This window comes from Kitasatospora sp. NPDC056138 (genome assembly GCF_042264695.1).
Lineage (GTDB): Bacteria > Actinomycetota > Actinomycetes > Streptomycetales > Streptomycetaceae > Kitasatospora.
In genome coordinates this window covers 87739-113942 of the sequence record NZ_JBHJVK010000022.1, presented here as the reverse complement: position 1 = coordinate 113942, position 26204 = coordinate 87739, and the positions used below count along the sequence as shown (strand labels likewise).

The 26204-nt window shown below is 73.2% G+C and carries 23 protein-coding genes; 8 read left to right on the top strand and 15 right to left on the bottom strand.

Going from position 1 to position 26204, the window contains the following annotated elements:
- Window positions 1–360: 360 nt before the first annotated feature.
- Window positions 361–1905 carry an APC family permease gene (locus tag ACFC1R_RS16465; protein ID WP_375939038.1) on the bottom strand — a complete coding sequence of 515 codons (1545 nt, stop codon included), beginning with the start codon at window positions 1903–1905 and terminating at the stop codon, window positions 361–363.
- Between the two features lie 133 nt (window positions 1906–2038).
- Here ACFC1R_RS16465 and ACFC1R_RS16460 point away from each other — a divergent pair, with 133 nt between their 5' ends.
- Window positions 2039–2731, top strand: coding sequence for a TetR/AcrR family transcriptional regulator C-terminal domain-containing protein (locus ACFC1R_RS16460; protein WP_375939036.1), 693 nt, complete (start codon window positions 2039–2041; stop codon window positions 2729–2731).
- Between the two features lie 296 nt (window positions 2732–3027).
- Here the strand turns inward: ACFC1R_RS16460 and ACFC1R_RS16455 are convergent, their stop codons facing one another.
- From ACFC1R_RS16455 to ACFC1R_RS16445, 3 genes are all read right to left on the bottom strand, one after another.
- Window positions 3028–3408, bottom strand: a complete 381-nt coding sequence (locus tag ACFC1R_RS16455) for a thioredoxin family protein (RefSeq protein WP_375939034.1) — start codon at window positions 3406–3408, stop codon at window positions 3028–3030.
- Between the two features lie 652 nt (window positions 3409–4060).
- On the bottom strand, window positions 4061–4579 hold the full coding sequence (locus ACFC1R_RS16450; protein ID WP_375939032.1) for a DUF1990 family protein: 519 nt from the start codon (window positions 4577–4579) through the stop codon (window positions 4061–4063).
- The gene (locus ACFC1R_RS16445) at window positions 4576–5403 is read right to left on the bottom strand and encodes a YndJ family protein (protein WP_375939030.1); all 828 of its coding nucleotides are present in this window, start codon (window positions 5401–5403) and stop codon (window positions 4576–4578) included. The genes ACFC1R_RS16450 and ACFC1R_RS16445 overlap by 4 nt, the downstream gene beginning before the upstream one ends.
- 665 nt (window positions 5404–6068) lie before the next feature.
- On the opposite strand from ACFC1R_RS16445, the gene ACFC1R_RS16440 reads away from it, so the two are divergent.
- Window positions 6069–6308, top strand: a complete 240-nt coding sequence (locus tag ACFC1R_RS16440) for a DUF1876 domain-containing protein (RefSeq protein WP_375939028.1) — start codon at window positions 6069–6071, stop codon at window positions 6306–6308.
- A 23-nt stretch (window positions 6309–6331) separates the two neighbouring features.
- Here the strand turns inward: ACFC1R_RS16440 and ACFC1R_RS16435 are convergent, their stop codons facing one another.
- The gene (locus ACFC1R_RS16435; protein WP_375939026.1) at window positions 6332–7555 is read right to left on the bottom strand and encodes an NAD(P)/FAD-dependent oxidoreductase; all 1224 of its coding nucleotides are present in this window, start codon (window positions 7553–7555) and stop codon (window positions 6332–6334) included.
- A gap of 488 nt (window positions 7556–8043) precedes the next feature.
- Between ACFC1R_RS16435 and ACFC1R_RS16430 the strand changes: the two genes are divergently transcribed.
- Window positions 8044–9420 carry a serine hydrolase domain-containing protein gene (locus ACFC1R_RS16430; RefSeq protein ID WP_375939024.1) on the top strand — a complete coding sequence of 459 codons (1377 nt, stop codon included), beginning with the start codon at window positions 8044–8046 and terminating at the stop codon, window positions 9418–9420.
- 172 nt (window positions 9421–9592) lie between these two features.
- A complete protein-coding gene (locus ACFC1R_RS16425; protein ID WP_375939022.1) occupies window positions 9593–10384 on the top strand; it encodes a VOC family protein in 792 nt (263 codons plus the stop codon).
- A gap of 78 nt (window positions 10385–10462) precedes the next feature.
- Here the strand turns inward: ACFC1R_RS16425 and ACFC1R_RS16420 are convergent, their stop codons facing one another.
- On the bottom strand, window positions 10463–11284 hold the full coding sequence (locus ACFC1R_RS16420; RefSeq protein WP_375939020.1) for a DUF2470 domain-containing protein: 822 nt from the start codon (window positions 11282–11284) through the stop codon (window positions 10463–10465).
- Window positions 11285–11644: 360 nt separating this feature from the next.
- Window positions 11645–12304, bottom strand: coding sequence for a TetR/AcrR family transcriptional regulator (locus ACFC1R_RS16415; RefSeq protein WP_375939018.1), 660 nt, complete (start codon window positions 12302–12304; stop codon window positions 11645–11647).
- Window positions 12305–12462: 158 nt separating this feature from the next.
- Between ACFC1R_RS16415 and ACFC1R_RS16410 the strand changes: the two genes are divergently transcribed.
- Genes ACFC1R_RS16410 through ACFC1R_RS16400 form a run of 3 tightly spaced genes read left to right on the top strand, consistent with a single transcriptional unit; the run spans window position 12463 to window position 15058 of the window.
- Window positions 12463–13218, top strand: a complete 756-nt coding sequence (locus ACFC1R_RS16410) for an SDR family oxidoreductase (protein ID WP_375939016.1) — start codon at window positions 12463–12465, stop codon at window positions 13216–13218.
- Window positions 13215–14015: an SDR family oxidoreductase gene (locus tag ACFC1R_RS16405; RefSeq protein WP_375939014.1), complete on the top strand. Its 801-nt coding sequence runs from the start codon at window positions 13215–13217 to the stop codon at window positions 14013–14015. Before ACFC1R_RS16410 ends, ACFC1R_RS16405 begins: the two co-directional genes overlap by 4 nt.
- Window positions 14012–15058, top strand: a complete 1047-nt coding sequence (locus ACFC1R_RS16400) for an NADPH:quinone oxidoreductase family protein (RefSeq protein ID WP_375939012.1) — start codon at window positions 14012–14014, stop codon at window positions 15056–15058. Before ACFC1R_RS16405 ends, ACFC1R_RS16400 begins: the two co-directional genes overlap by 4 nt.
- Window positions 15059–15174: 116 nt before the next feature.
- Here ACFC1R_RS16400 and ACFC1R_RS16395 read toward each other — a convergent pair whose 3' ends face one another.
- The 4 genes from ACFC1R_RS16395 to ACFC1R_RS16380 form a co-directional block, all read right to left on the bottom strand.
- Window positions 15175–16308, bottom strand: a complete 1134-nt coding sequence (locus tag ACFC1R_RS16395) for an acyl-CoA dehydrogenase family protein (protein ID WP_375939010.1) — start codon at window positions 16306–16308, stop codon at window positions 15175–15177.
- On the bottom strand, window positions 16305–17480 hold the full coding sequence (locus ACFC1R_RS16390; RefSeq protein WP_375939008.1) for an acyl-CoA dehydrogenase family protein: 1176 nt from the start codon (window positions 17478–17480) through the stop codon (window positions 16305–16307). Before ACFC1R_RS16390 ends, ACFC1R_RS16395 begins: the two co-directional genes overlap by 4 nt.
- Before the next feature lie 92 nt (window positions 17481–17572).
- Entirely contained in the window at window positions 17573–18790 is a 1218-nt protein-coding gene (locus tag ACFC1R_RS16385; protein WP_375939006.1) for an acyl-CoA dehydrogenase family protein, read from the bottom strand.
- Between the two features lie 2 nt (window positions 18791–18792).
- Window positions 18793–19821, bottom strand: coding sequence for a phosphotransferase family protein (locus ACFC1R_RS16380; RefSeq protein ID WP_375939004.1), 1029 nt, complete (start codon window positions 19819–19821; stop codon window positions 18793–18795).
- A 225-nt stretch (window positions 19822–20046) separates the two neighbouring features.
- On the opposite strand from ACFC1R_RS16380, the gene ACFC1R_RS16375 reads away from it, so the two are divergent.
- The gene (locus ACFC1R_RS16375; protein WP_375939002.1) at window positions 20047–21696 is read left to right on the top strand and encodes an FAD-dependent oxidoreductase; all 1650 of its coding nucleotides are present in this window, start codon (window positions 20047–20049) and stop codon (window positions 21694–21696) included.
- Window positions 21697–21970: 274 nt separating this feature from the next.
- Here ACFC1R_RS16375 and ACFC1R_RS16370 read toward each other — a convergent pair whose 3' ends face one another.
- The 4 genes from ACFC1R_RS16370 to ligD form a co-directional block, all read right to left on the bottom strand.
- On the bottom strand, window positions 21971–23629 hold the full coding sequence (locus ACFC1R_RS16370; RefSeq protein ID WP_375939000.1) for an APC family permease: 1659 nt from the start codon (window positions 23627–23629) through the stop codon (window positions 21971–21973).
- Window positions 23630–23993: 364 nt separating this feature from the next.
- Window positions 23994–24446: a hypothetical protein gene (locus ACFC1R_RS16365; RefSeq protein WP_375938998.1), complete on the bottom strand. Its 453-nt coding sequence runs from the start codon at window positions 24444–24446 to the stop codon at window positions 23994–23996.
- 60 nt (window positions 24447–24506) lie between these two features.
- Window positions 24507–25124, bottom strand: coding sequence for a hypothetical protein (locus ACFC1R_RS16360; protein ID WP_375938996.1), 618 nt, complete (start codon window positions 25122–25124; stop codon window positions 24507–24509).
- A 95-nt stretch (window positions 25125–25219) separates the two neighbouring features.
- Window positions 25220–26134, bottom strand: coding sequence for a non-homologous end-joining DNA ligase (gene ligD, locus ACFC1R_RS16355; RefSeq protein ID WP_375939042.1), 915 nt, complete (start codon window positions 26132–26134; stop codon window positions 25220–25222).
- Window positions 26135–26204: the final 70 nt, after the last annotated feature.

Sequence of the window (26204 nt, the reverse complement as noted above, 5' to 3'; positions counted from 1 at the left end):
CGTCCTCTCCCTCGGGGCGGGGGCGCGGGGCGAGTTCAGCCGCCCCCCGGTCCCCCGCGCCGAGGACCACCACGTCGTACTGCTCGGGTTGCGGGGTCATGGCTCTCGCTCTCGCTCTGCTTCCGCTGTGCGTTCGCTGCCACCGCCCACCGGGCGGGGCGGAACCATCCTCCGACGGTCCTGCCCCGCCCGGCGGGCGCGCGGTCGGCGTGTCGGCACCGAGAAGAACCGGACGTTCGGCGGCGGACCGAGTGCCCGGCAGGCAGGCAGGCAGCCGGCCGGTCGGCGGGCGAGAGCGATCCGTGCTGACCGTCGGCGGTCCGGGCCGGTCCGGGCACCGGCCGCGAGCGGTCCGGACCGTCAGAGTACGGCGGGTGCCAGTTCGTCGGTGTCGGTGCGCTCGGGGGCGGCGCCCCGCATCAGGCGCTGCGGGCGGCGCACGATCAGGTAGCCGAGGCCGATCACCGTGACCAGCCCGACACCGAGCAGGGCCGCCCAGACCTGGTACCAGGGCGCCCCGGGCGGCGCGAGGATGGCGCGCGGCCAGCAGATGTTGACCACTTCGAGGCCGGTCCAGAGCACCGCGAGGGCGTTCAGCGGGGTGCCCCACCGGCCGAACGAGACCTGTCCGGCGGGCCGCCAGCCGCCGCGCAGCCTGGCGGTCAGCGAGGCCAGGGTGAGCAGGAAGAAGGGCAGGAAGGTGGCGGCGCTGCCGAAGGTGATCAGGCTGCCGATCGCGGTGCTCTCCAGGCCGAGCGGGAACGCGGCGCAGCTGACCAGGGTGGCGGCGATCAGGCCGCCGATCGGGGCCCTGTGCCGGTTGACCTTCCGGACCTGGGTGGAGAACGGGAAGACGCCGTCCCGGGCGAGCGAGTAGAGGCCTCGTGCGGCGCCGCCCTGGGAGGCCATCAGACAGGCGGTGAAGCTGACCAGGACGACCACCACGAACGGCTTGGCCGACCAGTCGCCGAACCCGGAGGTGACGGCGGTGGTGACCGGGTCGAGGTCCTTCCCGGCGACGACGGCGGCCGGATCGGGGTGCGCCAGGGCCACCGCGACCGCGTTCAGGATGACCACCGTGCCCACGCTGAGCAGGGCCCAGCGCATGGCCCGGGGGACCTGGCGGGCGGCGTCCTTGGTCTCCTCAGCGGTGGAGACGCAGGCGTCGAAGCCGATGAAGGCCCAGCCGCCGACGGCGATCACGGCCAGGAAGGACATCAGGTCGCCGGTCCCGGTGGTGGCGGGTGCGTTCAGGGTGTCGGTGAGCAGGCCGAGGCCGTGGTGGCGGAAGAAGAGCAGCAGGGCCAGGCCGACCAGGACCGAGGCGACGGCCTCGGCGGCGATGCCGAGCGAGACGAACCAGCGCAGCAGGTTGATGCCGTAGGCGTTGACCAGGGTGCAGAGGACCATGAACGCGGCCGAGACCAGCACCAGTCGGGTCGGGGTGGGAGCGGCGCCGAACAGCGCGAAGAACCAGGGCGAGGCGAGGTAGGCGACCGTGGTGTTGGCGAACATCACGGCGAACTGCCACATCCAGCCGCTCAGCCAGGCGAAGGTGGGCCCGGCCAGCCGCCTGCTCCACTGGTACGCGCCGCCCGCGAGCGGCCACTGGGAGGCGAGTTCGGAGTAGACGCAGACCACCAGCAGCTGACCGAGCAGACAGACCGGCAGGGCCCAGACCCAGGCGCCGCCGTCCACGCTCATGCCGACCTGGGCGACGGCGTAGAGCCCGACCACGGGGGACACCACGGCGAAGCCCATCGAGATGTTGCCGAGTACGCCCAGGCTGCGGCGCAGTTCCTGCCGGTAGCCGAGCGCGGCGAGGCGTTCGCTGTCCGCCGGGCCGAGGGCGCCGGGCGGGATGCCGGTCGGGGCGTCGGTCGGTCTTGCAGGGGTCTCGGTCATCGTCGGTCCACCTTGCCGTCGGCAAAACTAACTTTGTTAGTCCGGGACGGTAGCCGCTGCACCGGGGTCTGCGGAAGGGGCCGACATCAGGCTGTAACGTGGCCGGATCGGTGGACGTACGGAGGGCGGGGCAGTGGGGCGACCTAGCAGGGCGCTACTGAGCAGGGAGATCATCGCCAGGGCGGCGCTCGACGTGGTGGACGAGAACGGTCCCGACGGTCTCACCATGCGCGCGCTGGCCGACCGGCTCGGCGTCAAGGCGGCCTCGCTCTACAACCATGTCACCGGCAAGGACGAACTCCTCGACTCCCTGGCCGAGTTGGTCAACGCCGAGATCGATCTGACCCCGCTCGCGGCACGGTCGGGCAGCGGGGAGCCGGGCACTGCGGGGCCGGGTGACGCGGAGCCGGGCAGTGCGGAGCCGGACTGGCGCACCGGTGTGGCGCAGTACGCGCGTGGCTACCGGGCGGCGTTCGTCCGGCACCCCAACACCATCGCCCTGTTCGCCCGCCGCCGGGTGGAGGCCGCGCGCCAGCTGCTCGGGTACGACGCCCTGCTCGCCGCCCTCGGCCGGGCCGGGCTCGCGCCGGCGGATGCCGCCGAGGCGGCGGCAGCACTCGACTACCTGGTGCTCGGGTCGGCCCTGGAGACCTTCAGCGCGGGCTTCGGCCGGCCGGCCGACGAGTACCGGCCGGGGTACCCGGCGCTCGCGGGCGCTCTGGAGGCCGCTGCGGCACGGGGGCCGGGCCTGGACGAGCGAGGGTTCGAGCTGGCCCTGCGCCTGCTCCTCGACGGCCTCGCGGCCCGGATCGCGCTCACCCGCTGAAGCCGTCGGCGCACGACGCCCAGGGGCGCGGGAAAGCGACCGAGGTGCCGGTGCGGCGGAGCCGGTGCCGGCGGCAGGGGTGGAAGGACCGGGAGGCCGCCCCTCGGACGGGGACGCCTGTCGGTCGGCGGCCGGGCGGACACGGCTGCCGGTGGCTGCCCGGGCCGCGCCGGGGGTGGCACCCGCCGTGAGGACGCAAAGGAACCAGGAGGCCGACCGGCAGCCGGATCGCGGCCGGACGGGCGAGCCCGGAAGGGCCCGCCCGCCGCGTGCGGCCGGTGCCCGGGCCGGGCCGGTCAGGCCTGGCCGGGTGCCTGCTGCTTCATGCCGGCCCGGACCTCGTCCATGTCCAGTGCCCGGGCCTTGCCGATCAAGTCCTCCAGCGTGGGCTCGGGCAGGGCCCCGGGCTGGGCGAACACCAGGACCCCGTCGCGGATGATCGCCAGGGTCGGGATCGAGCGGATCTCGAACGCCTCCGCGAGCTCCGGCTGCGCCTCGGTGTCCACCTTGGCGAAGACCAGGTCGGTGTGGCGCTCGGAGGCCTTCTCGTACACCGGCGCGAACTGGCGGCACGGGCCGCACCAGCCTGCCCAGAAGTCGATGAAGACGAAGCCCTTGCCATCCGGACCCTGGACGACCTCGTCGAAGTTGTCCTTGGTCAGCTCGACGGTGCTCATATCGGGGTGCCTGCCTTCCGATGCTGTCGGTGCCCGTACGACCCGCATCAACCAAGCGCTGCGGCCCGCTATTCCGCCGGACTGCCGGACCCCGCCCGTTCGGCCCGAAGGCCGTCCGGGCACCGCAACGCGCTCGGACTCCGCGTTCGGACTCCGCGCCCGGGCCTCGTTCCGGCCGACGGTGTGCCGGTCCTTTCGACCCGTGCGGACTTCGCTCCGCGCCGACCGCGAAAGCTTGATCCCTATGGGCGAATCCGGTGACCCGTCCGGCGTGCCGACCGGGTCCGGGCGTGCACGAAGATCAATCGGCGTCCTAGGTTGTGGCTCGGCCGGACGGCCCGTACGTGCCCGGCGAGGCATGGTCGAGCGCCCGCTCGGCGCACCCGGGGCCGACGGCCGGCCGCCCGAGGCCCTCCGGCTCGACCCGTACTTCTCGCCGTACCGCGCCGGGAAGGCCGGAGCACTGTTGGGAGGAGGACGTTGATGACGCTGATCCGGGCACTGGTGTGGGCGATCGACGCGAGCGCTGCACTGTGGGTGGGACCGGCCGGGTACGTGCTGCGGGCGGGGCGGGCGGTGCGGCGACTCGGCCGGTGAAGGTCCGCGCCGTGCTCCGCCCGGGTCCGCGTCGTCCCCGGAGCCCGGTGGTCGCTCAGGAACCGTCGGCGAGCCGGCGCAGGACGCGGCCGCAGCGGCGGGCGTAGCAGAGCTGGAGGCGGGGGACGACCGGTCCGGCCAGCCGGGTGTACCAGCGGGCGGGGCGGCTGAAGGCGGTCACGGTGAACCAGACGGCCCTATCCGGCCCCATCTCGACCACGAAGGACTCCTCACCGCACTCGGGGTGCCCGGTGCGGGTGCCGTACGCGAAGCCGATCCGGTCGGGCCGGTAGCTGCTCCAGACCACCTCGCACGGTGCGGCCACCCGCAGCGGACCGGCGCCGATCGCGCATTCGACCGCGACTCCCGGTTCCGCCCGCTCCGCCGCCGCCCTGATCCGGACCCCGGCGGCCCGGTGCATCCGCCAGGTGGTGACGGCGGCGCCGGCGGCTTCGAGGACGTCCCGGCCGTGACCGAGCAGGATCCGGTGCCGGAGGTGGTTGTAGCCGGCGGGCAGGGCACGGTCCGAATCGGCGGTGCGGCCGACTTCGGGGTAGTTCAGGGTGCTGGTCACGGGTGGAGCTCCTTGAGTCGACGCCAGGCGAGCAGCCCGCAGAGGGCGAAGCCGAGGGCGTTGCCGAGGCCGTGGGTGGCGGCCATCCAGGTCAGGGTGGGGTGCGGGAGGCCGGCGGCCCGGCCGAGTGCCCACCAGAGGGCGAGCAGCATGGTGGCGAGGAGCACCGCCGAGGAGACGGCGAGCAGTCGGCCGGTGAGCAGGTCCCCGCTGCCGGTGCGGGCACGCAGCTCCCGCCAGGTGAGCAGTCCGACCAGCCACATGCCGGTGGTCAGGACGACGGCGCCGAGCAACTGGGCCCAGTCGTCGATGAAGTACCCGGCGAGGACCAGCAGGGTGCCGACCGGGACGCTGAGTGCCGCCGCGCGGGCCGCGAGCCGGTCGGGCGCGGTGCGGCAGACCAGTCCGGCGACCAGCGCGGCGGTGAACCCGGCGAAGTGGAAGTGTGGCACGGTGAGCGCCAGGATCCTGAGGTCGAAGCCGAACAGCCGGTGCCCCGAGCGTTCGGCGACCAGCGCGATGCCCGCCACCGAGGGCGTGGCGAGTGCGGTCAGCGTGGCGACCTCGGCGGGGGCCAGGGACCTGGTGCGGCTCAGCCGCAGCGGGGCCAGGGCGGCGAGGCCGAGGGTGGCACCGGCGTAGCAGGCGGCCAGACCGGTGGAGAGCGGACCGCGCGGCAGCCAGAGCGCGAGCGCGCCGGGTACGGCGGCGATCGGCCAGAGCCGGGCCGCCCGGGCGGTGCCGGGCCCATCGACGAGCGTGAGTCCGATCGGTATCGCGGCGAACATGCCGAGCATGACGATGAGGTTGACCAGTGTGGTCACGGTCCCGCCCCCTTGTGCGGAGGTGTGCGGTCGTACCCGGGGGCACCTGAGCCGTGCCTTCGGTGCGCCGCACTTGAACGTGTTCAAAATGCTGTCACGGCAGACTCTACGGCATAACTGAACGCGTTCAACATTGCCCTCTGGTGGCCCGGCGGGCGCTCCGGGCACACTGGGAGTCAGGAGGACCACACCCGCTCGGCGCTCGGCCCCCACCGGCTCCCGGTTCCCCCCACTACTGCTCGCCGAGGTCCTGGTGTGGACGGCAGCCATGCCCCGAATACCGCTGATCTGCCCACGCTGCGGACGCCCCCAGCGGATCGTCCCCAGCACCCCGGACCGCACCGCCAGAGTCGTGCACGTCGAGACCGGGCGCGAGGAGTGCGAACCCGCCGACCTCGCCGGCGGTGCCGCCGGGATCGAGAACGGCGCGTCGCCCGCTCTCGTGCCGCCCGAACCGACGTCACACGAACCGACGTCACACGAACCGACGTCACACGAACCGCTGTCACAGGAACCGCTGCCACCCGACCTGCCCGAGCCGCCCGGACCGCCGACGCCGCCCGAGCCGAGGCCGGGTTGAGACCGGCGGCGGCACCGCCGGGGCGGGTGGCGAGTGCCCGCTGCCCGGAGCAGTCTGGATAGCGAAGCCCGTGGAGGTGGCGATCATGATGCACACACTCGTCGGATGGCACATCGAGCTGGAGTTCCTGGAGGAGGGCGACCGCACCAAGGCCGTCGCGATGGTACGGCTCCCGGACGGCACGGAAGTCAGATCCCACGGCTACAGCACTCGGCACCACGCCGACGCGCCGCAGCCGAGGGTCGGTGAGGAGGTCGCCGGCGCCAGGGCGCTCAACGACCTCGCCATGCAGCTGCTGACCAAGGCGCACGACGAACTCAAGTAGGTGACCGGCCGGTTGGCGACCGGTCAGTCCTGCGACGGCTTGCCGACCCGGTCGAGCGGCGTGTCCGGGTCGGCGAGCGCGTCCGGGTCGACCGGGCGTCCGGAACGGACCAGGTCGCGGATCGTGTCGGTGACGTCCCAGATGTTGACGTTCATGCCGGCGAGCACCCGGTTGCCGGACAGCCAGAAGGCGATGAACTCCCGTCCCGGCACGTCGCCCCGGAACACCACCCGGTCGTAGCCGGCGGGCTCGACGTGGCCGGTGTACTCCATGCCGAGCTCGTACTGGTCGGTGAAGAAGTACGGGACCCGGTCGTGCACCGCCTCCTCGCCGAGCATCGAGCGCGCCGCCGTCCTCGGCTGGTGCAGCGCGTTGGCCCAGTGCTCCACCCGGATCGGCCTGCCGTAGAGCGGGTGGAAGGCGTTGACGACGTCCCCGGCGGCGAAGACGTCGGGGTGCGAGGTCTGCAGGTGCTGGTCGGCCAGGATCCCGTTGTCGACGGTCAGCCCGGCTGCGGCGGCCAGTCCGGTGTTCGGTGCGATCCCGATGCCGACGATCACCGCGTCCGCCTCGACCAGCGTGCCGTCGGCGAGCCGTACGCCGTGCTCGGTGATCTCGCTGACCTGCACGCCGAAGCGCAGGTCCACCCCGTGGTCGCGGTGGAGGTCGGCGAAGACCTGCGCCGCCTCGCGGCCCAGTACGCGCAGCAGCGGAAGCTCGGCCGTCTCCAGCACCGTCACCGTGCTGCCCGCCTCGCGCGCGGCGGAGGCGGTCTCCAGGCCGATCCAGCCGGCGCCGATCACGGCGATCCGGGCGCCGGGCCGCAGTACGGCCCTGATCCGGTCGCTGTCCTCGACCCGGCGCAGGTAGTGGACGTTCGCCCGGTCGGCACCCGGAACCGGCAGCCGACGTGGGCTGGAACCGGTGGTGAGCAGCAGTTTCCCGAAGGCCAGGCTGCTGCCGTCGGCCAGGGTCACCCGGCGGGCGGCGAGGTCGACGGCGGTGACGGCGGTGCCGAGGCGGAGGTCGATCGAGTGCTCCCCGTACCACTCGGGTGAGTGGACGTGGATCTTCTCGCGCGCGGTCTTGCCCATCAGGTAGCCCTTGGAGAGCGGAGGCCGCTCGTACGGGCGCTCCTGCTCGTCCCCGATCAGGACCACCGGCCCCTCGAAACCCTCCTCACGCAGGGTTTCGGCTGCCTTGGCCCCCGCCAGGCTCGCACCGACGATCACGTACGCGCTCTCCATCCCCGGCTCCTCACGTCGTTGGCTCGCCACCGCCCCCCATCACACTCCCTTCTCTGCGCGGTCGCGCGGCGAACCGTGAATCCGGTCGGGTGGTGACCGGGGGGAGCGCGGGGTGGGGCGGTCGGTTCTCGGGGCGGTCGTGCGGTGACCTGTGAGCCCGGTCGGGTGGCAGCTGCGGGGGCGTGGTCCGCACGGGTCTCGCAGGGCTGCAGGGGGCGGGAAGGCCGAAGGGGGCACAGGGGCAGGAGTGACGGGCGGCCGATCGGGGGACCCGGGACGACGGGTGGACACCGCCGCACCCGTCGTCCCCGTTCGCCGACCGTCTGCCGACCGGCCGCAGTGGGTCCGCAGGGACGCCGGGACCCGCTCGTCGTCGTCCCGGGCGGGTGCCCCGGGAATTCGGCGGCAGGTCCGGGGAGGCCGGGGTAGGGTCGGCCGGTCCGGTCCGGAGGTGAGGCCGGAACCGCGAGACAGGAACGAGGAGTCAGATGGCTTTCCCGCCCGAGGAACTGCTTCCCACCACCCGCCGTGCCCTGTTGCACCGGCTGGCCGTAGGACAGACGGAGGGGCGCACGCCGTCGCTGGTGGGCGCGGTGGTCCGGGGCGGCCGGATGGTCTGGACCGACGGTCGGAGCATGATCGACGACCACCGCCCGGACGACGACGTGCAGTACCGGATCGGCTCGCTCACCAAGAACTTCGTCGCGGTGCTGGTGATGCGGCTGCGGGACGAGGGTGCCCTGGAGCTGACCGACCCGTTGGAGAAGCACCTGCCCGGCACCTCCGCCGGAGGGCTGACGATCGCCCAACTCCTCGCCCACACCTCGGGACTGGCCTCCGAGACGCCGGGCCCCTGGTGGGAGCGGACCCCGGGGGCACTGCGGCCCGAGCTCGCGGACGTGCTCGGCGAGCAGCCGATGCGCCACCCGGCGGGGAGCCGGTTCCACTACTCCAACCCGGGGTACGCGCTGCTGGGTGCCCTGGTCGAGCGGCTGCGCGGGGAGCCGTGGGGCGACGTACTGCGCCGGGAGGTGCTGGAGCCGCTCGGTATGACCCGGACCACCCTGTCGCCCCAGGCGCCGCACGCCGGAGGGTTCGCCGTGCACCCGTGGGCGGACGTCATGCTGCCCGAACCGCTGGAGGACACGGGGGTGATGGCACCGGCCGGTCAACTCTGGTCCACCGCCGCGGACCTGTGCCGCTGGGCCGCGTTCCTGGTGGGCGGCGACGAGAAGGTGCTGGGCGCCGACAGCGTCGCGCAGATGCGCCGGCCGGTGGCGGAGCCCAGCGGGCCCGACTGGGTGGCCTCCTACGGGTTCGGCACCCAGCTGCGGCGGCAGGACGGCCGGCTGCTGTTCGGGCACACCGGTTCGATGCCCGGCTTCGTGGCCGCCCTCTGGGTGAGCGAGGCGGACGACCTGGCCGCCGTGGTGCTGGCCAACGCGACCTCCGGGACGCCGACCTCGGTGATCGCGGCGGATCTGATCGGGATCGTGGCCGAACACGAACCTCGTCTCCCGGAGCCGTGGCGCCCGCTGGCCGAGGTCGATCCGGAACTCCTCGCGCTGACCGGGCCCTGGTACTGGGGGCCGTCGGCACACATCCTGCGGCTGCGGGCCGACCGGGCCCTCGAACTCGCGCCGCTCGGCGCTGCGGGCCGGGACTCCCGGTTCCGCGCCCTGCCGGACGGTACGTGGACCGGACTGGACGGCTACTACGCGGGTGAGACGCTCCGGGTGGTCCGCGCGGCGGACGGCACGGTGAGCCACCTCGATCTCGGCAGCTTCGTGCTGACCCGCGCACCCTACGACCCGGGCACGCCGATCCCGGGCGGTGTCGACCCCCTGGGCTGGCAGCCGAGTTGACGGGTGTGCCGGGCGGCCTCAAGGACGGGCGGACGGAAACCGGATCCTGAAGGCCGCCCCGGCCCCGCCCCGGTGGCGGCCCCGCCCCGCCCCGGTGGCGCCGCCCGGCAGGCGGGAGTTTGAAGACGGGCCCTAGGCTGAACCCTGCCAGCACCGGAAGGGGTACGTCCGCATGAGCGAGCACACCGTCACCGTACGCTGCGTACCGGCCACCCCCTGCTGGGTCAGCCTGATGGCGCGCGACCTCAAGGACGCGCGGGCCTTCTACGGGCCACTGCTCGGCTGGACCTTCGAGCCGGGGCCCGACCGCTGGGGCCCCTACCTGCGCGCGGTGGTGGACGGTGTGGAGGTCGCCGGTATCGGCGTCGTCTCGGGGGACTGGCAGCCGCCGGTGGCCTGGACCACCTACTTCGGCATCGAGAGCGTCGACCAGGCCGCCGCCCGGATCCGCGAACGCGGCGCCACCGTCGCGGTCGGCCCGCTCGCCTTCGACGCCGGACGCGTCGCGCTGGCCGCCGACCTGTTCGGGGCGGCCTTCGGGGTCTGGGAGGGCGACCTCGGCTGCGCCGCCTGGGTGAGCTCGCCCGGCGCCGCCGTCTGGATCGAGCTGCGCACGGCGGACCCGTTCGCCGCGGCGCTGTTCTACGGCGAGGTCTTCCTCTGGGACGGCCGCGATCCGGCGCACTTCGAGGTGCGCTACGAGCACGAGCGGGTGGTGCTGCGCTCGGACGGCCGCAGCGTGGCCGCACTGCGCCGGGCCACCGAGGTGGTCCCGCACTGGGAGGTCTTCTTCTCGGTGGCCGACACCGATGCCGCCGTGCACCACGCGATCGCCCTCGGCGGGGCGGTCGTGAACGATCCGAGCGACTCCCCGTACGGGCGGGTGGCCCGGCTGCGCGACGCCGAAGGCGGCCTCTTCTCGGTGATCGGCCCCGACCGCCGGCCCGACGCCGGGCGTTCCTGAGCGGCCCACGGCCGACTGCGGGCGGGTCGACCGGAGGCCGTCCGGTCGAGGGTCCCGCTGGCCGGGCCGTCGTCGGCGTCAGTGGCCGAGGTGGGCGAAGATCCGGTGCATCGCCTCGGGCAGCTGCTCGGGGCCGGTGACCGGGCGGTCGAAGTCGAACCGGGCGTCCAGCATCCGGGTGCCGCTGAGCAGCCGGACGCGCAGCCCGTAGCGGTCCAGCGACACCGGCCGGACCTCGGACAGGCTGTGGACGGGCTCGTGCCAGGCGCTCAGCCCTGACGGGTGTTCGAGCGCCCGACGGCCCAGCAGTCGCAGCTGTTCGGGGTGGGAGGCAGCCAGGTGCTGGAGCATGGCGGCCTCGTCGGCGGCGATCGGGTCCGGAGTCGCGGTGGAGAACGCGGCGGGGTCGATGCAGCACTCGGTGCCCCAGAGGTCCTCGACGGCCAGGTGGTCGAGGTCGAGGCGGAGCAGCGCGTGGTCGCCGTCGCCCCGCCGGGGGAAGAGGCCGTCGATCAGCTCGGGACCGGCGGTCGGCAGCGCACTGAGCCGTCCTTGGGCGGTGAGCCGGCCGCGGATCCGGTGGGGGAGGGCGACCGGGGCGACGTCCACCGCCTCCAGCTCGGCCGTGAGGGCCTCGTCCCGGGAGAGTGCGGCGATCCGGCAGAGCGGCGAGGCGCTCTCCACCAGGACGGCCAACGCGGCGCCGGGCAGTGCGGTGCAGCGCACCAGCGGGGGGATCCCCGGCCGGTTCAGCAGGTCGATACCGGGTACGTCGAGCACCACCGAGGAGCCGAACTCCAGCAGGGTGCGGGCTCGTTCGGCGCCGTTCGGAGCCTGTCCGTGCCGTGCGGGCTGCGGCCGGGGGGCGACGGGCAGGCGGTGCCTCTTGGCGTCCGACATGGAGACCTCCTCGTTGATTAGGTGAGCCTAACCTAACGAATCGGGGCCGGGGAAGTGCCGCCTCGGCACTCTGTCGAGTCGTGTCGGTGCGCCGGTGCGCCGGTGCGTCGGTGCGTCGGTGCGTCGGTGTGCCCGTGCTTCCGGGTGGACGGCGGTTCCGTGGGCCGGCCACGGGGAGGGCCGCTCGATCGGGGGCGCGGGCATCGGTCCCGCACCTGGTGGACGGCCGGATCTGCGCTGCGCGGCGGGTGGCGTGGGCGGCGCCGCGGCAGAGGGGCAGGGGGACGAGGAGCGGAGGGGCAGAGGGGCGGAACGGCGGGCAGTGGCCCGGTGGGCCCCGCGGTCGAGCGGCGGGGGCGGTCAGACCGTGGCGCCGAGCATGCGGAGGACCAGGACGCCGTAGCGGCGGCCCAGCTCCTCCGGGGTCTCGGTGCTGCGCTCGCTGTACCAGCGGGAGACGTCGATGCCGAGCGAGGTGGCCGCGCGGGCGGCGGTGCGGACGTCCGGGACCGCGAAGGCGCCGGAGGCCACGCCCGCGTCGATGATGCGGCGGACGGTCTCCTCGATCCGGCGGCGCAGTTCGGCGACGACGGCGAAGTCCTCGTCCGGCAGGGCGTGCAGCTCGTGGTTGACGATCCGTCCGACGGTGTGGCCGCGGGCGTGCCAGGTGGTGAAGTCCTCCACCAGGCGGCGCATCTGCTCGACCGGGTCGCTGCTGCCCGCCTCGGCACGCTCGACCAGGTCGAGGGTCGCCTGGTGGCCGGTGCGGCTGATCTCGGAGAGCAGTGCGGCCTTCGAGGGGTAGTGGATGTAGAGCGCGGCGGGGCTCATCCCGGCGGCGGTGGCGATGTCGCGGGTGGTGGTGGCGTGGTAGCCGCGCCGGGCGAAGGAGTCCACGGCGGCGAGCAGCAGCCGCCGGGCGGCCTCGGTGCGCTCGCCCGTACGTCCTGCGGCACGTCCGCCGCCCGGTCCGCCGAGGGGCGGGACGGGCCAGAGATCGGCGGTTGCCTGGTCGGTCATGGCGCAATCCTCGCAGATGGGCCCGGCCGGTCCCGCTGGCCGGGGTGCCTTCGGGGTGCTTCCCGTGGTTGACAGTGTCGCGCGTGCCCAACATGCTAAGCAAGCGCTTAGTCAGACAGGCAGGCCAGGACGCCCTGCCGCCGTCGAGAGGATTGGCGATGACTCCTTCGTTCAAGGGCCGGGTGGCCGTGGTCACCGGAGCGAGTCGGGGCATCGGCCTCGGCATCGCGCGCACGCTGGTGGAGCGCGGCGCCAGGGTCTGCATCACCGCCCGCAACCCCGAACCGCTCGCCGAGGCCGTGCGTGACCTCGGTGGTCCGGAGAACGCCATCGCCGTCGCGGGCAAGGCGGACGACGTGGCGCACCAGGAGGAGGCGGTCAGCCGCACGGTCGAGGCCTTCGGGCGGCTCGACTACCTGGTCAACAACACCGGCATCAACCCGGTGTTCGGGTCGGTCCTGGACGTCGATCCGGCGGCCGCTGCCAAGATCTTCGGCGTCAACGTGCTCGCCCCGCTCTCCTGGACCAGGCTCGCCCGCGCGGCCTGGATGGGCGAGCACGGCGGCGCGATCGTCAACGTCGCCTCGATCGCGGGCATCCGCAGCTCGGTCGGCATCGGCATGTACGGCGTCAGCAAGGCCGCGCTGATCCGCCTCACCACCGAACTCGCCGCCGAACTCGGCCCCGGCATCCGGGTGAACGCCGTCGCCCCGGCCGTGGTGAAGACCAGGTTCGCCGAGGCCCTCTACGACGGCCGCGAGGAGGAGGTCGCCCGCGCCTACCCGCTCGGACGGCTCGGCCTGCCCGAGGACGTCGCCGGAGCCGTCGCCTTCCTGCTCTCCGAGGACGCCAGCTGGATCACCGGGCAGACCCTGGTGGTGGACGGCGGCGTCACCCTCGGCGGTGGAATGTGAGCACCGGGCTCGCCGGACAGGGCGTGGTCGTCACCGGCGCCGGGCACGGCATCGGTGCCGCCCTCGCCGAGGCCTTCGCCGCCGAGGGCGCCCGGGTGGTGGTGAACGACCTGGACGCCGACGCCGCCGAGCAGGTCGCAACCCGGATCGGCGGCATCCCCGCGCCGGGTGACGCCGCCACCGCCGAGGGCGTCGCCGCGCTGGTCGCCGCCGCCCGCAGCGCGCTCGGCCGGATCGACGTCTACTGCGCCAACGCGGGAGTCGCCCCGACCGGCGGCGCCGACGCCTCCCCCGGGGCCTGGGCCACCGCCTGGGACGTCAACGTGATGGCGCACGTCCGGGCCGCCGAACTGCTGCTCCCCGACTGGCTGGAGCGCGGCGAGGGCCGCTTCGTCGCCACCGTCTCCGCCGCCGGGCTGCTCACGATGCTCGGCTCCGCCCCGTACGCCGTCAGCAAGCACGGCGCCCTCGCCTTCGCCGAGTGGCTCGCGGCCAGCTACCGCCACCGGGGCCTGCGGGTGCACGCCGTCTGCCCGCAGGGGGTACGGACCAGGATGCTCGCCGACTCGGGGCCCGCCGGGGAGGCGCTGCTCGCCCGGTCCGCCGTCGAACCGGCGGCCGTGGCCGAGGCGTTGCTGCGCGGCATCGAGGCGGAGACCTTCCTGGTCCTGCCGCACCCCGAGGTCGCCGGGTACTACGCGGCCCGCGCCGCCGAGCCCGACCGCTGGCTGGACGGCATGAACCGGCTCCAGCAGAACATCGACAGGCACGTCGGCGAGAAGGGACGGGCGCAATGAGGGCGTGGCAGGTCGGTGCGCTGGGCGAACCGCGCGAGGTGATGGAACTCCGCCGGGACGTGCCGCAACCCGAGCCCGCGGCCGGCCAGTTGCTGGTCAGGGTGCGGGCCGCCGCGGTGAACTTCCCGGACGCGCTGATGTGCCGGGGCCACTACCAGGTGCGCCCGCCGCTGCCGTTCACCCCCGGCGTGGAACTCTGCGGCGAGGTGGTCGGCGGCGAGGCAGCGTCCACCCCACCCCCGGCCGGGGCTGGGGTGGGGGTACCCCCGGCCGAGGGTGGGGTGGGGGTACCCCCGGCCGGAGGCTGGGGGAGGGTGATCGGTACGCCGCTGCTGCCCGCCGGGGCGTTCGGGGAGTACGCGCTGATGGCCGCCGACGCGGTCTTCCCGGCACCCGACGCGCTGGACGACGCCGAGGCGGCGGCACTCCACATCGGCTACCAGACCGCCTGGTTCGGCCTGCACCGCCGGGCCGGACTGCGTGCGGGCGAGACCCTGCTGGTGCACGCGGCGGCGGGTGGGGTCGGCAGTGCCGCCGTCCAGCTCGGCAAGGCGGCCGGGGCCACCGTGATCGGCGTCGTCGGCGGCCCGGAGAAGGCCGCCCGGGCCAGGGAGCTGGGAGCCGACCTGGTGATCGACCGGCGGTCCGAGGACTTCGTCACGGCGGTCAAGGAGGCCACCGGAGGCCGCGGCGCCGATGTCGTCTTCGACCCGGTCGGCGGCGACGCCTACACCGGCTCGACCAGGTGCATCGCCTTCGAGGGCCGGATCCTGGTGGTCGGCTTCGCGAGCGGCGGCATTCCGTCCCCCGGCCTCAACCACGCGCTGGTGAAGAACTACTCGATCCTCGGTCTGCACTGGGGCCTCTACAACACCAGGGACCCGCAGGCGGTCCGGGCGGTGCACGCCGAACTCACCGAGCTGGCCGCCAAGGGCGTGGTGCGGCCGCTGATCGGCGAACGGCTGCCGTTCGAGCGCGCCGCCGAGGGAGCCCGGGGGGGCGCGCCCGGTTACTGGTTGGGCCGTATCGCAATCCCCACCTGACCCCGTGGCGGGCGCCGCCCGCGGCGGGGTTTACCGGTGGGGGGCGCCGACCGCCCTGCGTCCCGCGCCCCGGGCCCCCGCCGCCCAGGGGGCGGGGGCCCGGCGGTCGGCCGCCCTCAGCCCACCGGGCCCGGCAGGTCCACCAGGCCGGCCAGCGCGTTGCGGTGGAAGCCCGGCGTGCCGAGGGCGATCTGGTCCGCCTTGGCCCGCTTCAGGTAGAGGTGTGCCGGGTGCTCCCAGGTCATCCCGATGCCGCCGTGCAACTGGATGCACTCCTCCGCCGCCCGGACGGCCAGCGCCCCGCAGTACGCCTGCGCGACGGACACCGCCACCGCCGTGTCCTGGCCGTCGCCGGCCAGTGCGTCGGCGGCACCGCGCGCTGCCGCCCGCGCCCCCACCGTCTCCAGCCACAGGTCGGCCAGCCGGTGCTTCAACGCCTGGAACGAACCCAGCGCCCGCCCGAACTGCCGACGCTCCTTCAGGTACGCCACGGTGCTCCCCAGGCACCACTCGGCGATGCCCAGCTGCTCCGACGCCAGCAGCCCGGCCCCGGTCAGCAGCGCCCGGTCCAGCACCGCGGCCGCCGTCTCCGCCCCCGCCAACTGCCGTGCGGGTACGCCCTGCAGCGTCACGTCGGCCAGCTGCCGGGTGAGATCCAGCGAGGTCCGGCGGACCACCCCGACCCCGAGCGCGCCCGCCTCGACCGCGTACAGCCCGGGGCCGTCCCCGCCGACCGCGGGCACCAGCAGCAGCGAGGCCGGCAGCGCGTCGGCCACCGAGGTCACCCGGCCGGTCAACGTCCCGTCCCCGCCGACCCGTACCGCCTCGGGGAAGGTGCCGCCGGGCGGTGTCGAGAACGGCACCACCAGCGCCGCGACCCGTCCGCCCTCGGTCAGCCCGGACAGCAACTCGCCCGCCTCACAGGCCAGCAGCGCCGTCGTCGCCAGCACCGCGCTCCCCAGGAACGGAACCGGTGCCGCGCTGCGTCCCAGCTCCTCCAGCACCACCGCGGTCTCCCGCAGCGACGCGCCCGCCCCGCCGAGCTTCTCGGGCACCTGCAGGCCGGCCGTGCCCAGCTCCACCGCCAGGGTGCGCCACAGCGCGAGGTCGTACGGTTCGGGGCTCTCGCAGCGGGCCAGGACGGCGCCCGGCGGACACCGGTCGGCCAGCAAGTCCCGCACGCTCGCCCGGAGTTCCTCCTCGATCTCCGAGTAGAGCAGATCCGGGGCCGACGGGGCGGTGCCGCTCATCGCGCGAGCTCCTTCCAGGGCAGGTCCTTGTCGGTACGCGGTTCGGCGGGCAGGCCGAGCACCCGCTCGGCGATGATGTTGCGCAGGATCTCGCTCGTGCCGCCCTCGATCGAGTTCCCCTTCGCCCGGAGGTAGCGGTACCCGGCCTCGCGCCCGGTGAAGTCGACGACCTCGGGCCGGGTCATCGTCCAGTCGTCGTACGCCAGGCCCTCCTCGCCGAGGAGCTCGACCTCCAGACCGCTGAGCTCCTGGGCCAGCCGGGCGAAGGCCAGCTTCATCGCCGCACCCTCGGGGCCCGGCTGGCCGCTCGCCAGCTGCTGGCGCAGCCGCTCGCCGGCCAGCCGGATCACCTCGGCGTCCAGCCAGCCCTTCAGCAGCCGCTGGTGGAGCTCGTGGCTGCGCAGCTCCGGCCGGCTGCGCCAGGTTCCGGCCACCAGGCCGATCATGCCGCCCTCGCGCGGGGTGGCCTGGCCGCCGATCGCGACCCGCTCGTTGTTGAGCGTGGTCTGCGCGACCTGCCAGCCCTCGCCGACCCCGCCGAGCCGGTGGGTGTCGGGGATCCGGACGCCGGTCAGGAAGACCTCGTTGAACTCGGCCTCCCCGGTGATCTGGCGCAGCGGCCTGACCTCGACCCCGGGGTCGGTCATGTCGCAGACGAAGTACGTGATGCCGCGGTGCTTGGGCACGCCGGGGTCGGTGCGGGCGAGCAGGATCGCCCAGCGGGCGGTGTGCGCGCTGGACGTCCAGACCTTCTGCCCGTCCACCACCCAGCCGTCACCGTCGCGCACCGCCCGGGTGCCGAGCGCGGCCAGGTCGGAACCGGCGCCGGGCTCGCTGAACAGCTGGCACCAGACCTCCTCACCGGTCCACAACGGCCGCAGGAAGCGGGACTTCTGCTCCTCGGTGCCGTAGCGCAGGATGGTCGGCGCGGCCATGCCGAGCCCGATCCCGATCCGGCGCGGGTCGTTGTCGGGTGCCCCCGCGGCCGCCAGTTCGGCGTCCACCAGGGCCTGTTGGGAGCGCGGTGCGCCGAGCCCGCCCAGGCCGGCCGGGAAGTGCACCCAGGCGAGGCCGGCGTCGAAGCGGGCCGCCAGGAAGTCCGCCCGCGCGGTGGTCGCGGGGTCGTGCGCCTTCAGCAGCGCGTCGACCCGCGCCCTGATGTCCGATGCCACGTCAGTTCAGCTCGCTCTCTGCGGTGGTGCGCGCGGTTCGGGTTGCCCGACGGCCGTGGAGGCCCGGTCGGGCCGGGGCAGTCCTGCCGGGGTCAGTCCTGCCGGTACCGGGCCAGCTCGCGGCGGGCCAGCGAGCGCTTGTGCACCTCGTCGGGGCCGTCCGCCAGCCGCAGCGTCCTGATGCCGGCCCAGAGTTGGGCCAGCGGGGTGTCCTGGCCGACCCCGGCCGCGCCGTGCAGCTGGACGGCCTTGTCCAGGATCCACTCGACCGTGGCCGGTACGGTGATCTTGATGGCCTGGATCTCGGTGTGCGCGCCCCGGTTGCCGACGGTGTCCATCAGCCAGGCCGTCTTCAGCACCAGCAGCCGCGCCTGCTCGATCCGCACCCGGGACTCGGCGATCCAGTCCTGCACCACGCCCTGGGCGGCCAGCGGCTTGCCGAACGCGACCCGCAGGCTCGCCCGGCGGCACATCAGCTCCAGGGCCCGCTCGGCGATTCCGATCGCCCGCATGCAGTGGTGGATCCGCCCGGGGCCGAGCCTGGCCTGGGCGATGGCGAAGCCGGAGCCGGGTTCGCCGATCAGGTTGGCGGCGGGTACCCGGACGTTCTCGAACAGGATCTCGGCGTGCCCGCCGTGGTCGGAGTCCTGGTACCCGAAGACCGTCATCCCGCGCTTCACCGTCACACCCGGGGTGTCGCGGGGCACCAGGATCATGCTCTGCTGCCGCCGGGCGTCGGCGGTGGGATCGGTCTTGCCCATCACGATGAAGATCCGGCACTCGGGGTTCATCGCCCCGGTGATGTACCACTTGTGGCCGTTGACGACGTACTCGTCGCCGTCGCGCTCGATCCGGGTGGTGATGTTGGTGGCGTCGGAGGACGCCACCTCGGGCTCGGTCATCGCGAAGGCGGACCGGATCTCGCCGTCGAGCAGCGGCTCCAGCCACTGCTTGCGCTGGGCCTCGTCGCCGAACTGGGCCAGCAGTTCCATGTTCCCGGTGTCCGGCGCGGAGCAGTTCAGCGCGGGCGGCGCGAGCAGGATGCTGCGTCCGGTGAGCTCCGCCAGCGGGGCGTACTGGAGGTTGGTCAGGCCCGCGCCCGACTCGCCGGGCAGGAAGAGGTTCCACAGTCCGCGCGACCTGGCCGCCGCCTGGAGCTCGCGGACCACCGGCGGGGCGGTCCACGGTTCGCGGGCCGGATCGGCGAGTTGGGCGGCCAGCACGGCCTCGGCGGGGTACACCGCCTCGTCCATGAAGGCGGTCAGCCGGCCGAGCATCTCCTCGGTCCTGGCGTCGTACGAGAAGTCCACGGTCACCGCTCCTTCAGCGAGGTGAGGCCGAACTGCACGAAGGCGGGCACCAGTTCGCCCACCCGGTCGAATCCGGTGCCGACCGTGCCGCCCCGGGTGAAGCGGAAGTGGATGCCCTCCAGCACCACGGCCAGCTTGAACGAGGCGAAGCCGACGTACCAGCCGAGCGCCGAGACGTCCCGCCCGGAGCCGGCGGCGTAGCGGCCGACCAGCCCGGCGGTGTCCGGGAAGCCCTCGGCGAGGGCCGCGCCGGGCAGGATGCCGTCGTACCGGCGGGCGAGTTCGGTGTACATCACCAGCAGCCCGAGGTCGGTGAGCGGGTCGCCGAGGGTGGACATCTCCCAGTCCAGTACGGCGGTGATCCGGTCGTCCGGGCCGACCAGGACGTTGTCCAGCCGGTAGTCGCCGTGCACCAGGGCCGGCGCGGGGGAGACCGGCAGGCTGCGGGACAGCTGCCCGTGCAGCTCGTCGATGCCCGCCACCTCGCGGCTGCGGGAGGCGTCCAACTGCTTTCCCCAGCGCCCGAGCTGACGCTCCAGGAAGCCGTCGGGACGGCCGAAGTCCGCCAGCCGGACGGCCTCCGGGTCGACGGCGTGCAGCTCGACCAGGGTGTCCGCCAGGTGCAGGCCGAGGGCGTGCACCCGATCCGGCCCGAGTGCGGCGAGCGCGGCCGCGTCCCGGTGCGGGGTGCCCGGCACGTACTCCATGAGGTAGAACGGCGCGCCGATCACCGCCTCGTCCCGGACCAGCAGCAGCGGCTGCGGGACCGGCACCCGGGTCCGGTGGAGCGCGGTCAGCACCCGGTGCTCGCGCGCCATGTCGTGCGCGGTGGCCAGTACGTGGCCGAGCGGCGGGCGGCGCAGCACCCAGCGGGTGGCGCCGTCCTCCAGCAGGTAGGTGAGGTTGGACCTGCCGCCCTCGAAGAGCCGTGCGCGCAGCGGGCCGCGTACGGTGCCGGGCAGCTCGGCGTCGAGCCGTTCGCGCAGTCGCGCGAGGTCGAGACCGGGGGGTGCCTCGGGGGTGTCGCTCATCTGGGTACCTCGTCTGGGTGGCCGCGGCGGAGGGCGGACGGCTGATGGTGGCTGCCGATGGTGTCTGACTAAGCGCTTGCTTAGCATCGCCGCGCCCCCGCCGTGCTGTCAACGGATCGGTCGGCCCGCGGTCGGTTCACCCGATCGGGGGAGTGACACATGGTATTCGAGTGATAGCGTTCCGTGTCGGTTCGTAGTCGTCTCAGTCGTACTCCGGGAGTAGCCATGCATGTGGGTCCGGTCGAGGTCGTACCGGGTGACGAGCGCTACGACGCCCTGCGTCGCGGCTTCAACCAGCGCTGGATCGCCGATCCCGACCGCATCGTGGTGGCCGCGACGACCGACGACGTGGTGGACGCACTGCGCCGGCACCTCGCCGACCCGGGGCGCCCGCAGCGCCGGATCGCCGTCCGCTCCGGCGGCCACTGCTACGAGAACTTCGTCTCCGCGGAGGACGTCGGCGTCATCATCGACGTGAGCCAGCTGAGCGGCGTCCACTACGACCGGGAGATGGAGGCGTACTGCATCGAGGCGGGCGCCACCAACTGGCACAGCACCACCCACCTCTACCGGCCGACCGGCCTCGCCCTGCCCGGCGGCTCCTGCTACTCGGTCGGCCTCGGCGGCCACATCTCGGGCGGCGGCTACGGCCTGCTCTCCCGGCTGCACGGCCTGACCGTGGACTACCTCTACGCGGTGGAGGTGGTCACCGTCGAGGACGGCCGCAACCCGCGGGTCACGATCGCCCGGCGGGACTCGCCCGACGACACGCTGGTGGACCTCTGGTGGGCCCACACCGGCGGCGGAGGCGGCAACTTCGGCGTGATCACCCGCTACTGGTTCCGGGACCTGCCCTCGCCGCCGTCCCAGGTGCTGCTCCGGTCGGTCGCCTGGGACTGGGACGGCTTCCGGAAGCGGCCCGACCGCTTCCGGCAACTGGTGCGCCGCTTCGGCGAGTTCTTCGAGTACGAGCGGAGCGGCGAAGGGCCCGGGTTCATCGGGCGGTACGACTGGCGGGACATGTTCGCCCTGCTGAAGCTCACGCACATGAGCAACGGCCAGGTCGGCCTGGTCGTCCAGCTCGACGCCACCAGGGAGGACTCGGTGGCGCGCCTGGAGCTCTTCCTCGACTGGCTGACAGAGGGGTTCAGGTCGGGTGGCGAGGACGACCTCGAGGAGACCCCGCTCGACCGGCCGATGGGCGAACACCCCCCGCAGGGCGCGCTGTTCGTCCCGACCCGGCTGCCCTGGCTCACCGCCACCCAGAGCCTCAACGGCTCAGGCCCCAACCGGTGCGGCAAGTACAAGTCGGCGTACATGACCGCCGGGTTCACCGAGCACCAGATCGAGGCGATCCTGCGCAACCTCACCGACCCGGACTACCGCAACCCCGACGCCCTGCTCCAGGTCGACTCCTACGGCGGCGCGGTCAACGACATCCCCTCCGACGCGACGGCCGTGCCGCAGCGCTCGTCGATCCTGAAACTCCAGTACCAGGCGTACTGGACGTGGGGCGAGGACGCCAACGGCGACGGCGTCTACGACTACCAGGACGCCGAGATCGACCCGGGGATCGCCGACTACCACCTGAGCTGGATCCGGCGGTTCTACCGGGACGTCTACCAGCCCACCGGCGGCGTCCCGGCCGTCGCGAGCCCGACCCTCCCGCTGCCCCCGCCGAACACCGACGGCTGCTACGTCAACTACCCCGACGTCGACCTCTCTGACCCGGAGTTCAACACCTCGGACCAGCCCTGGCACCAGCTCTACTACGGGAAGGGCTACGCGCGCCTGCAGCAGGTGAAGGCGCAGTGGGATCCCTACGACGTCTTCCACCACGCCCAGTCCGTCCGCCTCCCGGGCGACGACTCGTAGGGCGGGTCCCCTCGCGGTGCAGGCCCGCCGGTTGCAGATGAGCCGGGTGCAGGCGTGCAGGCGTGCCGGCGGGGCCGGTGGCGGCTCCCGCTGTGGCCGCTTCCGCTTGAGCACCGACCGGCCACTCCCACAACCGCAGCGCTCCCGACCGGGAGCGCTGCGGGCGGCAGGTATGCCGGAGCCCGGCCGACGCCCTCCCGAAGGAGGGCACCGGCCGGGCTCGGTCCCGGATCGCGGACAGCCGGGGGCAGCCGTCCGGGTCAGTGGTCGGGGGTCAGTGGCCGCCCTCGTCCACGACCTCGACGTCCTCGATGTTCTGCTCGATCGCATCGGCGGGCAGCGCGACGCGGATCGCCCAGTGGTAGATCGCCAGGGAGAACAGCGTGACCACGGCCATGTCCCACCACATCGGCAGGTTGCCGGTGCCGTCGCCGAAACCGCCCTGCCACGAGATCACGCCGAGGCCCAGCAGGTAGACCGGCAGCCACTGCGCCGGACGCCAGTCCAGCCGCGGGGCGTTCGGCAGGCCCTTCTTGGTCGCGTACGCGGCGTAGGAGCCGAGCAGCACGTAGCCGATCACGATGGCGGCACCCAGGCGGACCAGGGTGTGCCAGCCGGTCCAGTAGATGATCAGGCTGGCGACCGCGAAGGACAGCGGAGCGATGAAGTCGCCGAAGGGCAGTCGGTAGGAGCGCTCGCGGTTGGGGAGCCGGCGGCGCAGCGCACCGAAGGCCAGCGGGGCGCCCGCGTACATCAGCACGCTGGCGGAGGTGATGAAGCCGACCAGCTCCTGCCAGCTCGGGAAGGGCAGGAAGCAGATCACGCCGGTGACGAAGGAGATGATCAGACCGAACCACGGCACACCGCGCTGGTCGACCCGCTCGAAGAGCTGCGGCGCGTAGCCGTTCTTGCTGAGGCCGTAGGAGATGCGCGAGGTGGAGGTGGTGTAGATCAGGCCGGTGCCGCCGGGAGAGACGATGGCGTCGAAGTACAGCACCACGGCGAGCCAGCCGAGGCCGACCACGGTGGCGAGACCGGCGAACGGACCGCTGATGCCGGGGAAGTCCAGGTTCGCCCAGCCCTTGGCGAAGGCGGAGGCCGGCAGGGCGCCGATGAAGACCACCTGCAGCAGGGTGTAGATCAGGGTGCCGATGGCCACCGAGCCGAGCACCGCACGCGGGATGTCCCGCTTGGGGTTCTTGCTCTCACCGGCCAGCTGGATCGCCTGCTCGAAGCCGAGCAGGGCGAAGATGATGCCGCTGGTGCTGATCGCGGTCAGCACACCCTTGGCGCCGAACGGCATGAAGCCGTGCGAGGTGAAGTTGCTGCCGTGGAAGTGCGTGGCGGCGAGCACGAAGATCGTGAACAGCGGGACGAAGATCTTCAGCCAGGTGGCGACGCTGTTGGTGTGCGACAGCACGCGGACGCCGAGGAAGTTCACCGCGACGAAGACGCCCATCAGGATCACCGCGACCGCGAATCCGCTCACGGTGAGGGTCCCGTTGTCGTTCAGGAAGCCCTTGGCGAACTCCCAGTGACCGGCGTAGCCGATCATCGCCTCGACCTCGATCGGGGCGACGGTGGCCGCCTGCAGCCAGGAGAACCAGCCGAAGGACATACCGGCCAGACCGCCGAAGGCGTAGTGCGGGTAGCGGGCGGTACCGCCGGCGACGGGGAAGAGCCCGCCCAGCTCGGCGTGGACGAAGGCGAGCAGCACGATGGCCACCGCGCCGATGCCCCAGGAGATGATCGCGGCGGGACCTGCCGCGACGACGGCGTTCTTGGCGCCGTAGAGCCATCCGGATCCGATGATCGAACCGACGGAGGCCCAGAGCAGCCCGATCAGACCGACCTCGCGGCGCAGGGAGCGGCCGCCTGACGAGGATCCGGTCGGTGGGGAGTCTGAAGGGGCGATCTGGTCAACATGTGCCATGGGGGAGATGACCTCTCGGGTGATGGCAGGGGGTTGAGAGTTGCCCAAGGCTAGGCGGCTGGGATTCCCGGCGAACAGCCCATGACTCCGAATAGTTATCTTCAGCTGCGGCCATTTGGTCGAATAGTCGGCGACACGCGGCGTCAATTCGGTTGCTGTGGTTGGTCGTTGAGTCCGTGCAGGTTGAAGTGGGTGGCTGAGATTTGAGGATTACTTGAGACTTTGCCGGAATCGGTATTGAATCGCGCTCTTCTGCATAGTGATGTGGCAATGCTCCGCGCCTCGCCTGGGCACGACTGCAAAGTTATGCAGAGATGTGGGAATTGGTGCATACCTAACCGCAGTCGGAAGCGTCCCCGGAACGTTACGCAACATGAGGCGGTTCGGGCGCCGTTCGGCCCTCGGATCCGCTAGCGGGTGTGCGCTCGGGCTGTGCGGAGGCTCCGGCCGCGCTCCCGCGATCGCGCTCGCCGTCCGGTTCGGTGCCGGTGCCGGTGCCGGTGCCGGTGCCGGTGTCGTCGCCGGTGCCGTCGTCGGGTGCGGTCCCGGTCGCGGTGGTGTTCGCGGGCTTCGGCTCCGCCGACCAGGTGGTCCGGTCGCCGCCGCGCCAGCCGACCAGGGCCGGATCGTCCAGATCGGGGTCGTCCACTCCGGCCTGCCGGATGAACTCGGCCACGTCGGCCTCGCCGTAGGCCTTGCCGACGAGGCGTCCGTAGATCTCTACCCGGCGGTAGGGCCGCGCGCCACGGGTCGGTGGGCGCACGACCACGGGCGGGGTGAAGATGTCCCCCTTCGCCGGCCGGTGCGACTCGTCCATGCTCTCAGTGTCGCTCTTCGCGGCCCCGGACATCGGCGGCCCGGCGGCCCGGCGGCCGGGTCAGGACGGGTGGTGGTCGACGGTGGCGGAGAAGAGCCGGGCACGGTGCAGGGGCGGCGGATCGCCGGGGAGGCCGGCGCGGTGCCAGTAGACCTTCAGTGTCATCCTCATGATCACCCGGACCCGGTTCAACAGCAGACCGGCGAGCGGGAGTTCGACCAGGACGGCCGAGGCCAGGCTCCACCGGAGATCGTCCGTGCCCCAGGCGAGCATCACGTCGAACCAGGCGTCGCAGAGCAGCAGGACCGCCGAGGCCAGGGCGAACGGGACGATCAGCTGTCTGCGCCGCCACCCCGCCCAGGCGGTGGCCGCCAGTGCCGCCAGCAGGGCTATGTCGAAGCCGACCCAGGCCAGCCGCCACTGCCGCGACTCGTAGTGCACCGGCAGCGTCTCCGCCAGGAAGGCGATCCACGGGACCAGCGCCACGCAGCAGACGAGCATGACCGCCAGCCCGCGCCGGCGCTGCCGTGCGGTCGTCCGGGCGAAGTCCTGGCCGAGCACCGACCGCCAGTCCTCGACCCGCCCGTTCCCGGGGTCCGGTGTGCGGCCGGGGTCCGGTGCACGGTCCGGGCCGGGGTGGTACCCGCAGTGCGGACACGGTGGCTGCTGCTTGTCCATGCGCTGCTCCCGGACGGCGGTCATTGCTCGATCGCTCTGCGATCCAGCGGATTCTCCCAGCTCAGCGATGGTGGACCGAGGGCTGGGGACGGGTCCTACGGTTCACGGACCACCTCGTCGGCGGGCTTGTCCCCGCGCAGACCGAGGTAGCGCGGATGGCGCAGCCGGCCGTCGCGGGTCCACCCGCTGAAGGCGACCTGGGCGACGAGCGTGGGCTGCACCCAGTGGGCGGTGCGCTCGGGCACCGGCTCGGCGAACGGCGGGTCGGGCCGGGTCAGGGCGTCGAGGACGGCGCGCAGCCGGTGCAGAGTGGCGGTGTCGAAGCCGGTGCCGACCTTGCCCGCGTAGTGCAGCAGCCCGTCGGCGTAGTGCCCCAGCAACAGGGCGCCGAAGCCGACCCGGCTGCCCGCCGGGCCGGTGAAACCGCCGATCACCAGCTCCTGCGCGGCCGAGCACTTGAGCTTGAGCCAGTCGGGGGAGCGCCGCTGCACGTACGGGCTGTCCGCGCGTTTGGCGATCAGTCCCTCCCAGCCCCGGGCGCAGACCTCCGCGAGCGGCGCCGGACCGTCACCGTTGCGGTGGACGGTGAAGCGCAGCGGTCCGCCGTAGCGGATCGCCTGCCGGAGCAGCTTCTTGCGGGAGCGCAGCGGCAGCCGGGTGGTGTCGTACCCCTCCAGGTGCAGCAGGTCGAAGAGGTAGTACGTGACCTCCACGCCGGTCGCCCTGACCCGGCGGGCGTCGCGCAACTGCATCCGGCGCTGGAGCAGTTCGAAACTGGGCACGCCGTGGTCGAGGGCGACGATCTCGCCGTCCACCACGAAGCGCCGGACGGGTTGCGCGGCCAGCGCGGCGACCAGTTCGGGGTAGCCGTCCTCCAGCGCCTTGCCGTTGCGGCTGACCAGCCGGACCCGTTCGCCGTCGCGGTAGGCGAGGGCGCGGACGCCGTCCAGCTTCCGCTCCAGGATCCAGTCACCGCCGAACTCCCGGCGGGTGCCGGTGGTGGCGAGCATCGGGCTGAGCGAGTCGGGGAGCGGCCCCGGTCCGGCGGACGCGCGCGCGGATGTGCTCACCCCTCCAGAG

Excerpts from the sequence above, each read along its gene's own strand:
- ACFC1R_RS16465 (WP_375939038.1), bottom strand. The coding sequence starts at position 1,905 with ATGACCGAGACCCCTGCAAGACCGACCGACGCCCCGACCGGCATCCCG.
- ACFC1R_RS16455 (WP_375939034.1), bottom strand. The coding sequence starts at position 3,408 with ATGAGCACCGTCGAGCTGACCAAGGACAACTTCGACGAGGTCGTCCAG.
- ACFC1R_RS16440 (WP_375939028.1), top strand. The coding sequence starts at position 6,069 with ATGATGCACACACTCGTCGGATGGCACATCGAGCTGGAGTTCCTGGAG.
- ACFC1R_RS16435 (WP_375939026.1), bottom strand. The coding sequence starts at position 7,555 with ATGGAGAGCGCGTACGTGATCGTCGGTGCGAGCCTGGCGGGGGCCAAG.
- ACFC1R_RS16430 (WP_375939024.1), top strand. The coding sequence starts at position 8,044 with ATGGCTTTCCCGCCCGAGGAACTGCTTCCCACCACCCGCCGTGCCCTG.
- ACFC1R_RS16425 (WP_375939022.1), top strand. The coding sequence starts at position 9,593 with ATGAGCGAGCACACCGTCACCGTACGCTGCGTACCGGCCACCCCCTGC.
- ACFC1R_RS16420 (WP_375939020.1), bottom strand. The coding sequence starts at position 11,284 with ATGTCGGACGCCAAGAGGCACCGCCTGCCCGTCGCCCCCCGGCCGCAG.
- ACFC1R_RS16415 (WP_375939018.1), bottom strand. The coding sequence starts at position 12,304 with ATGACCGACCAGGCAACCGCCGATCTCTGGCCCGTCCCGCCCCTCGGC.
- ACFC1R_RS16410 (WP_375939016.1), top strand. The coding sequence starts at position 12,463 with ATGACTCCTTCGTTCAAGGGCCGGGTGGCCGTGGTCACCGGAGCGAGT.
- ACFC1R_RS16400 (WP_375939012.1), top strand. The coding sequence starts at position 14,012 with ATGAGGGCGTGGCAGGTCGGTGCGCTGGGCGAACCGCGCGAGGTGATG.
- ACFC1R_RS16395 (WP_375939010.1), bottom strand. The coding sequence starts at position 16,308 with ATGAGCGGCACCGCCCCGTCGGCCCCGGATCTGCTCTACTCGGAGATC.
- ACFC1R_RS16380 (WP_375939004.1), bottom strand. The coding sequence starts at position 19,821 with ATGAGCGACACCCCCGAGGCACCCCCCGGTCTCGACCTCGCGCGACTG.
- ACFC1R_RS16375 (WP_375939002.1), top strand. The coding sequence starts at position 20,047 with ATGCATGTGGGTCCGGTCGAGGTCGTACCGGGTGACGAGCGCTACGAC.
- ACFC1R_RS16370 (WP_375939000.1), bottom strand. The coding sequence starts at position 23,629 with ATGGCACATGTTGACCAGATCGCCCCTTCAGACTCCCCACCGACCGGA.
- ACFC1R_RS16365 (WP_375938998.1), bottom strand. The coding sequence starts at position 24,446 with ATGGACGAGTCGCACCGGCCGGCGAAGGGGGACATCTTCACCCCGCCC.
- ACFC1R_RS16360 (WP_375938996.1), bottom strand. The coding sequence starts at position 25,124 with ATGGACAAGCAGCAGCCACCGTGTCCGCACTGCGGGTACCACCCCGGC.
- ligD (WP_375939042.1), bottom strand. The coding sequence starts at position 26,134 with ATGCTCGCCACCACCGGCACCCGCCGGGAGTTCGGCGGTGACTGGATC.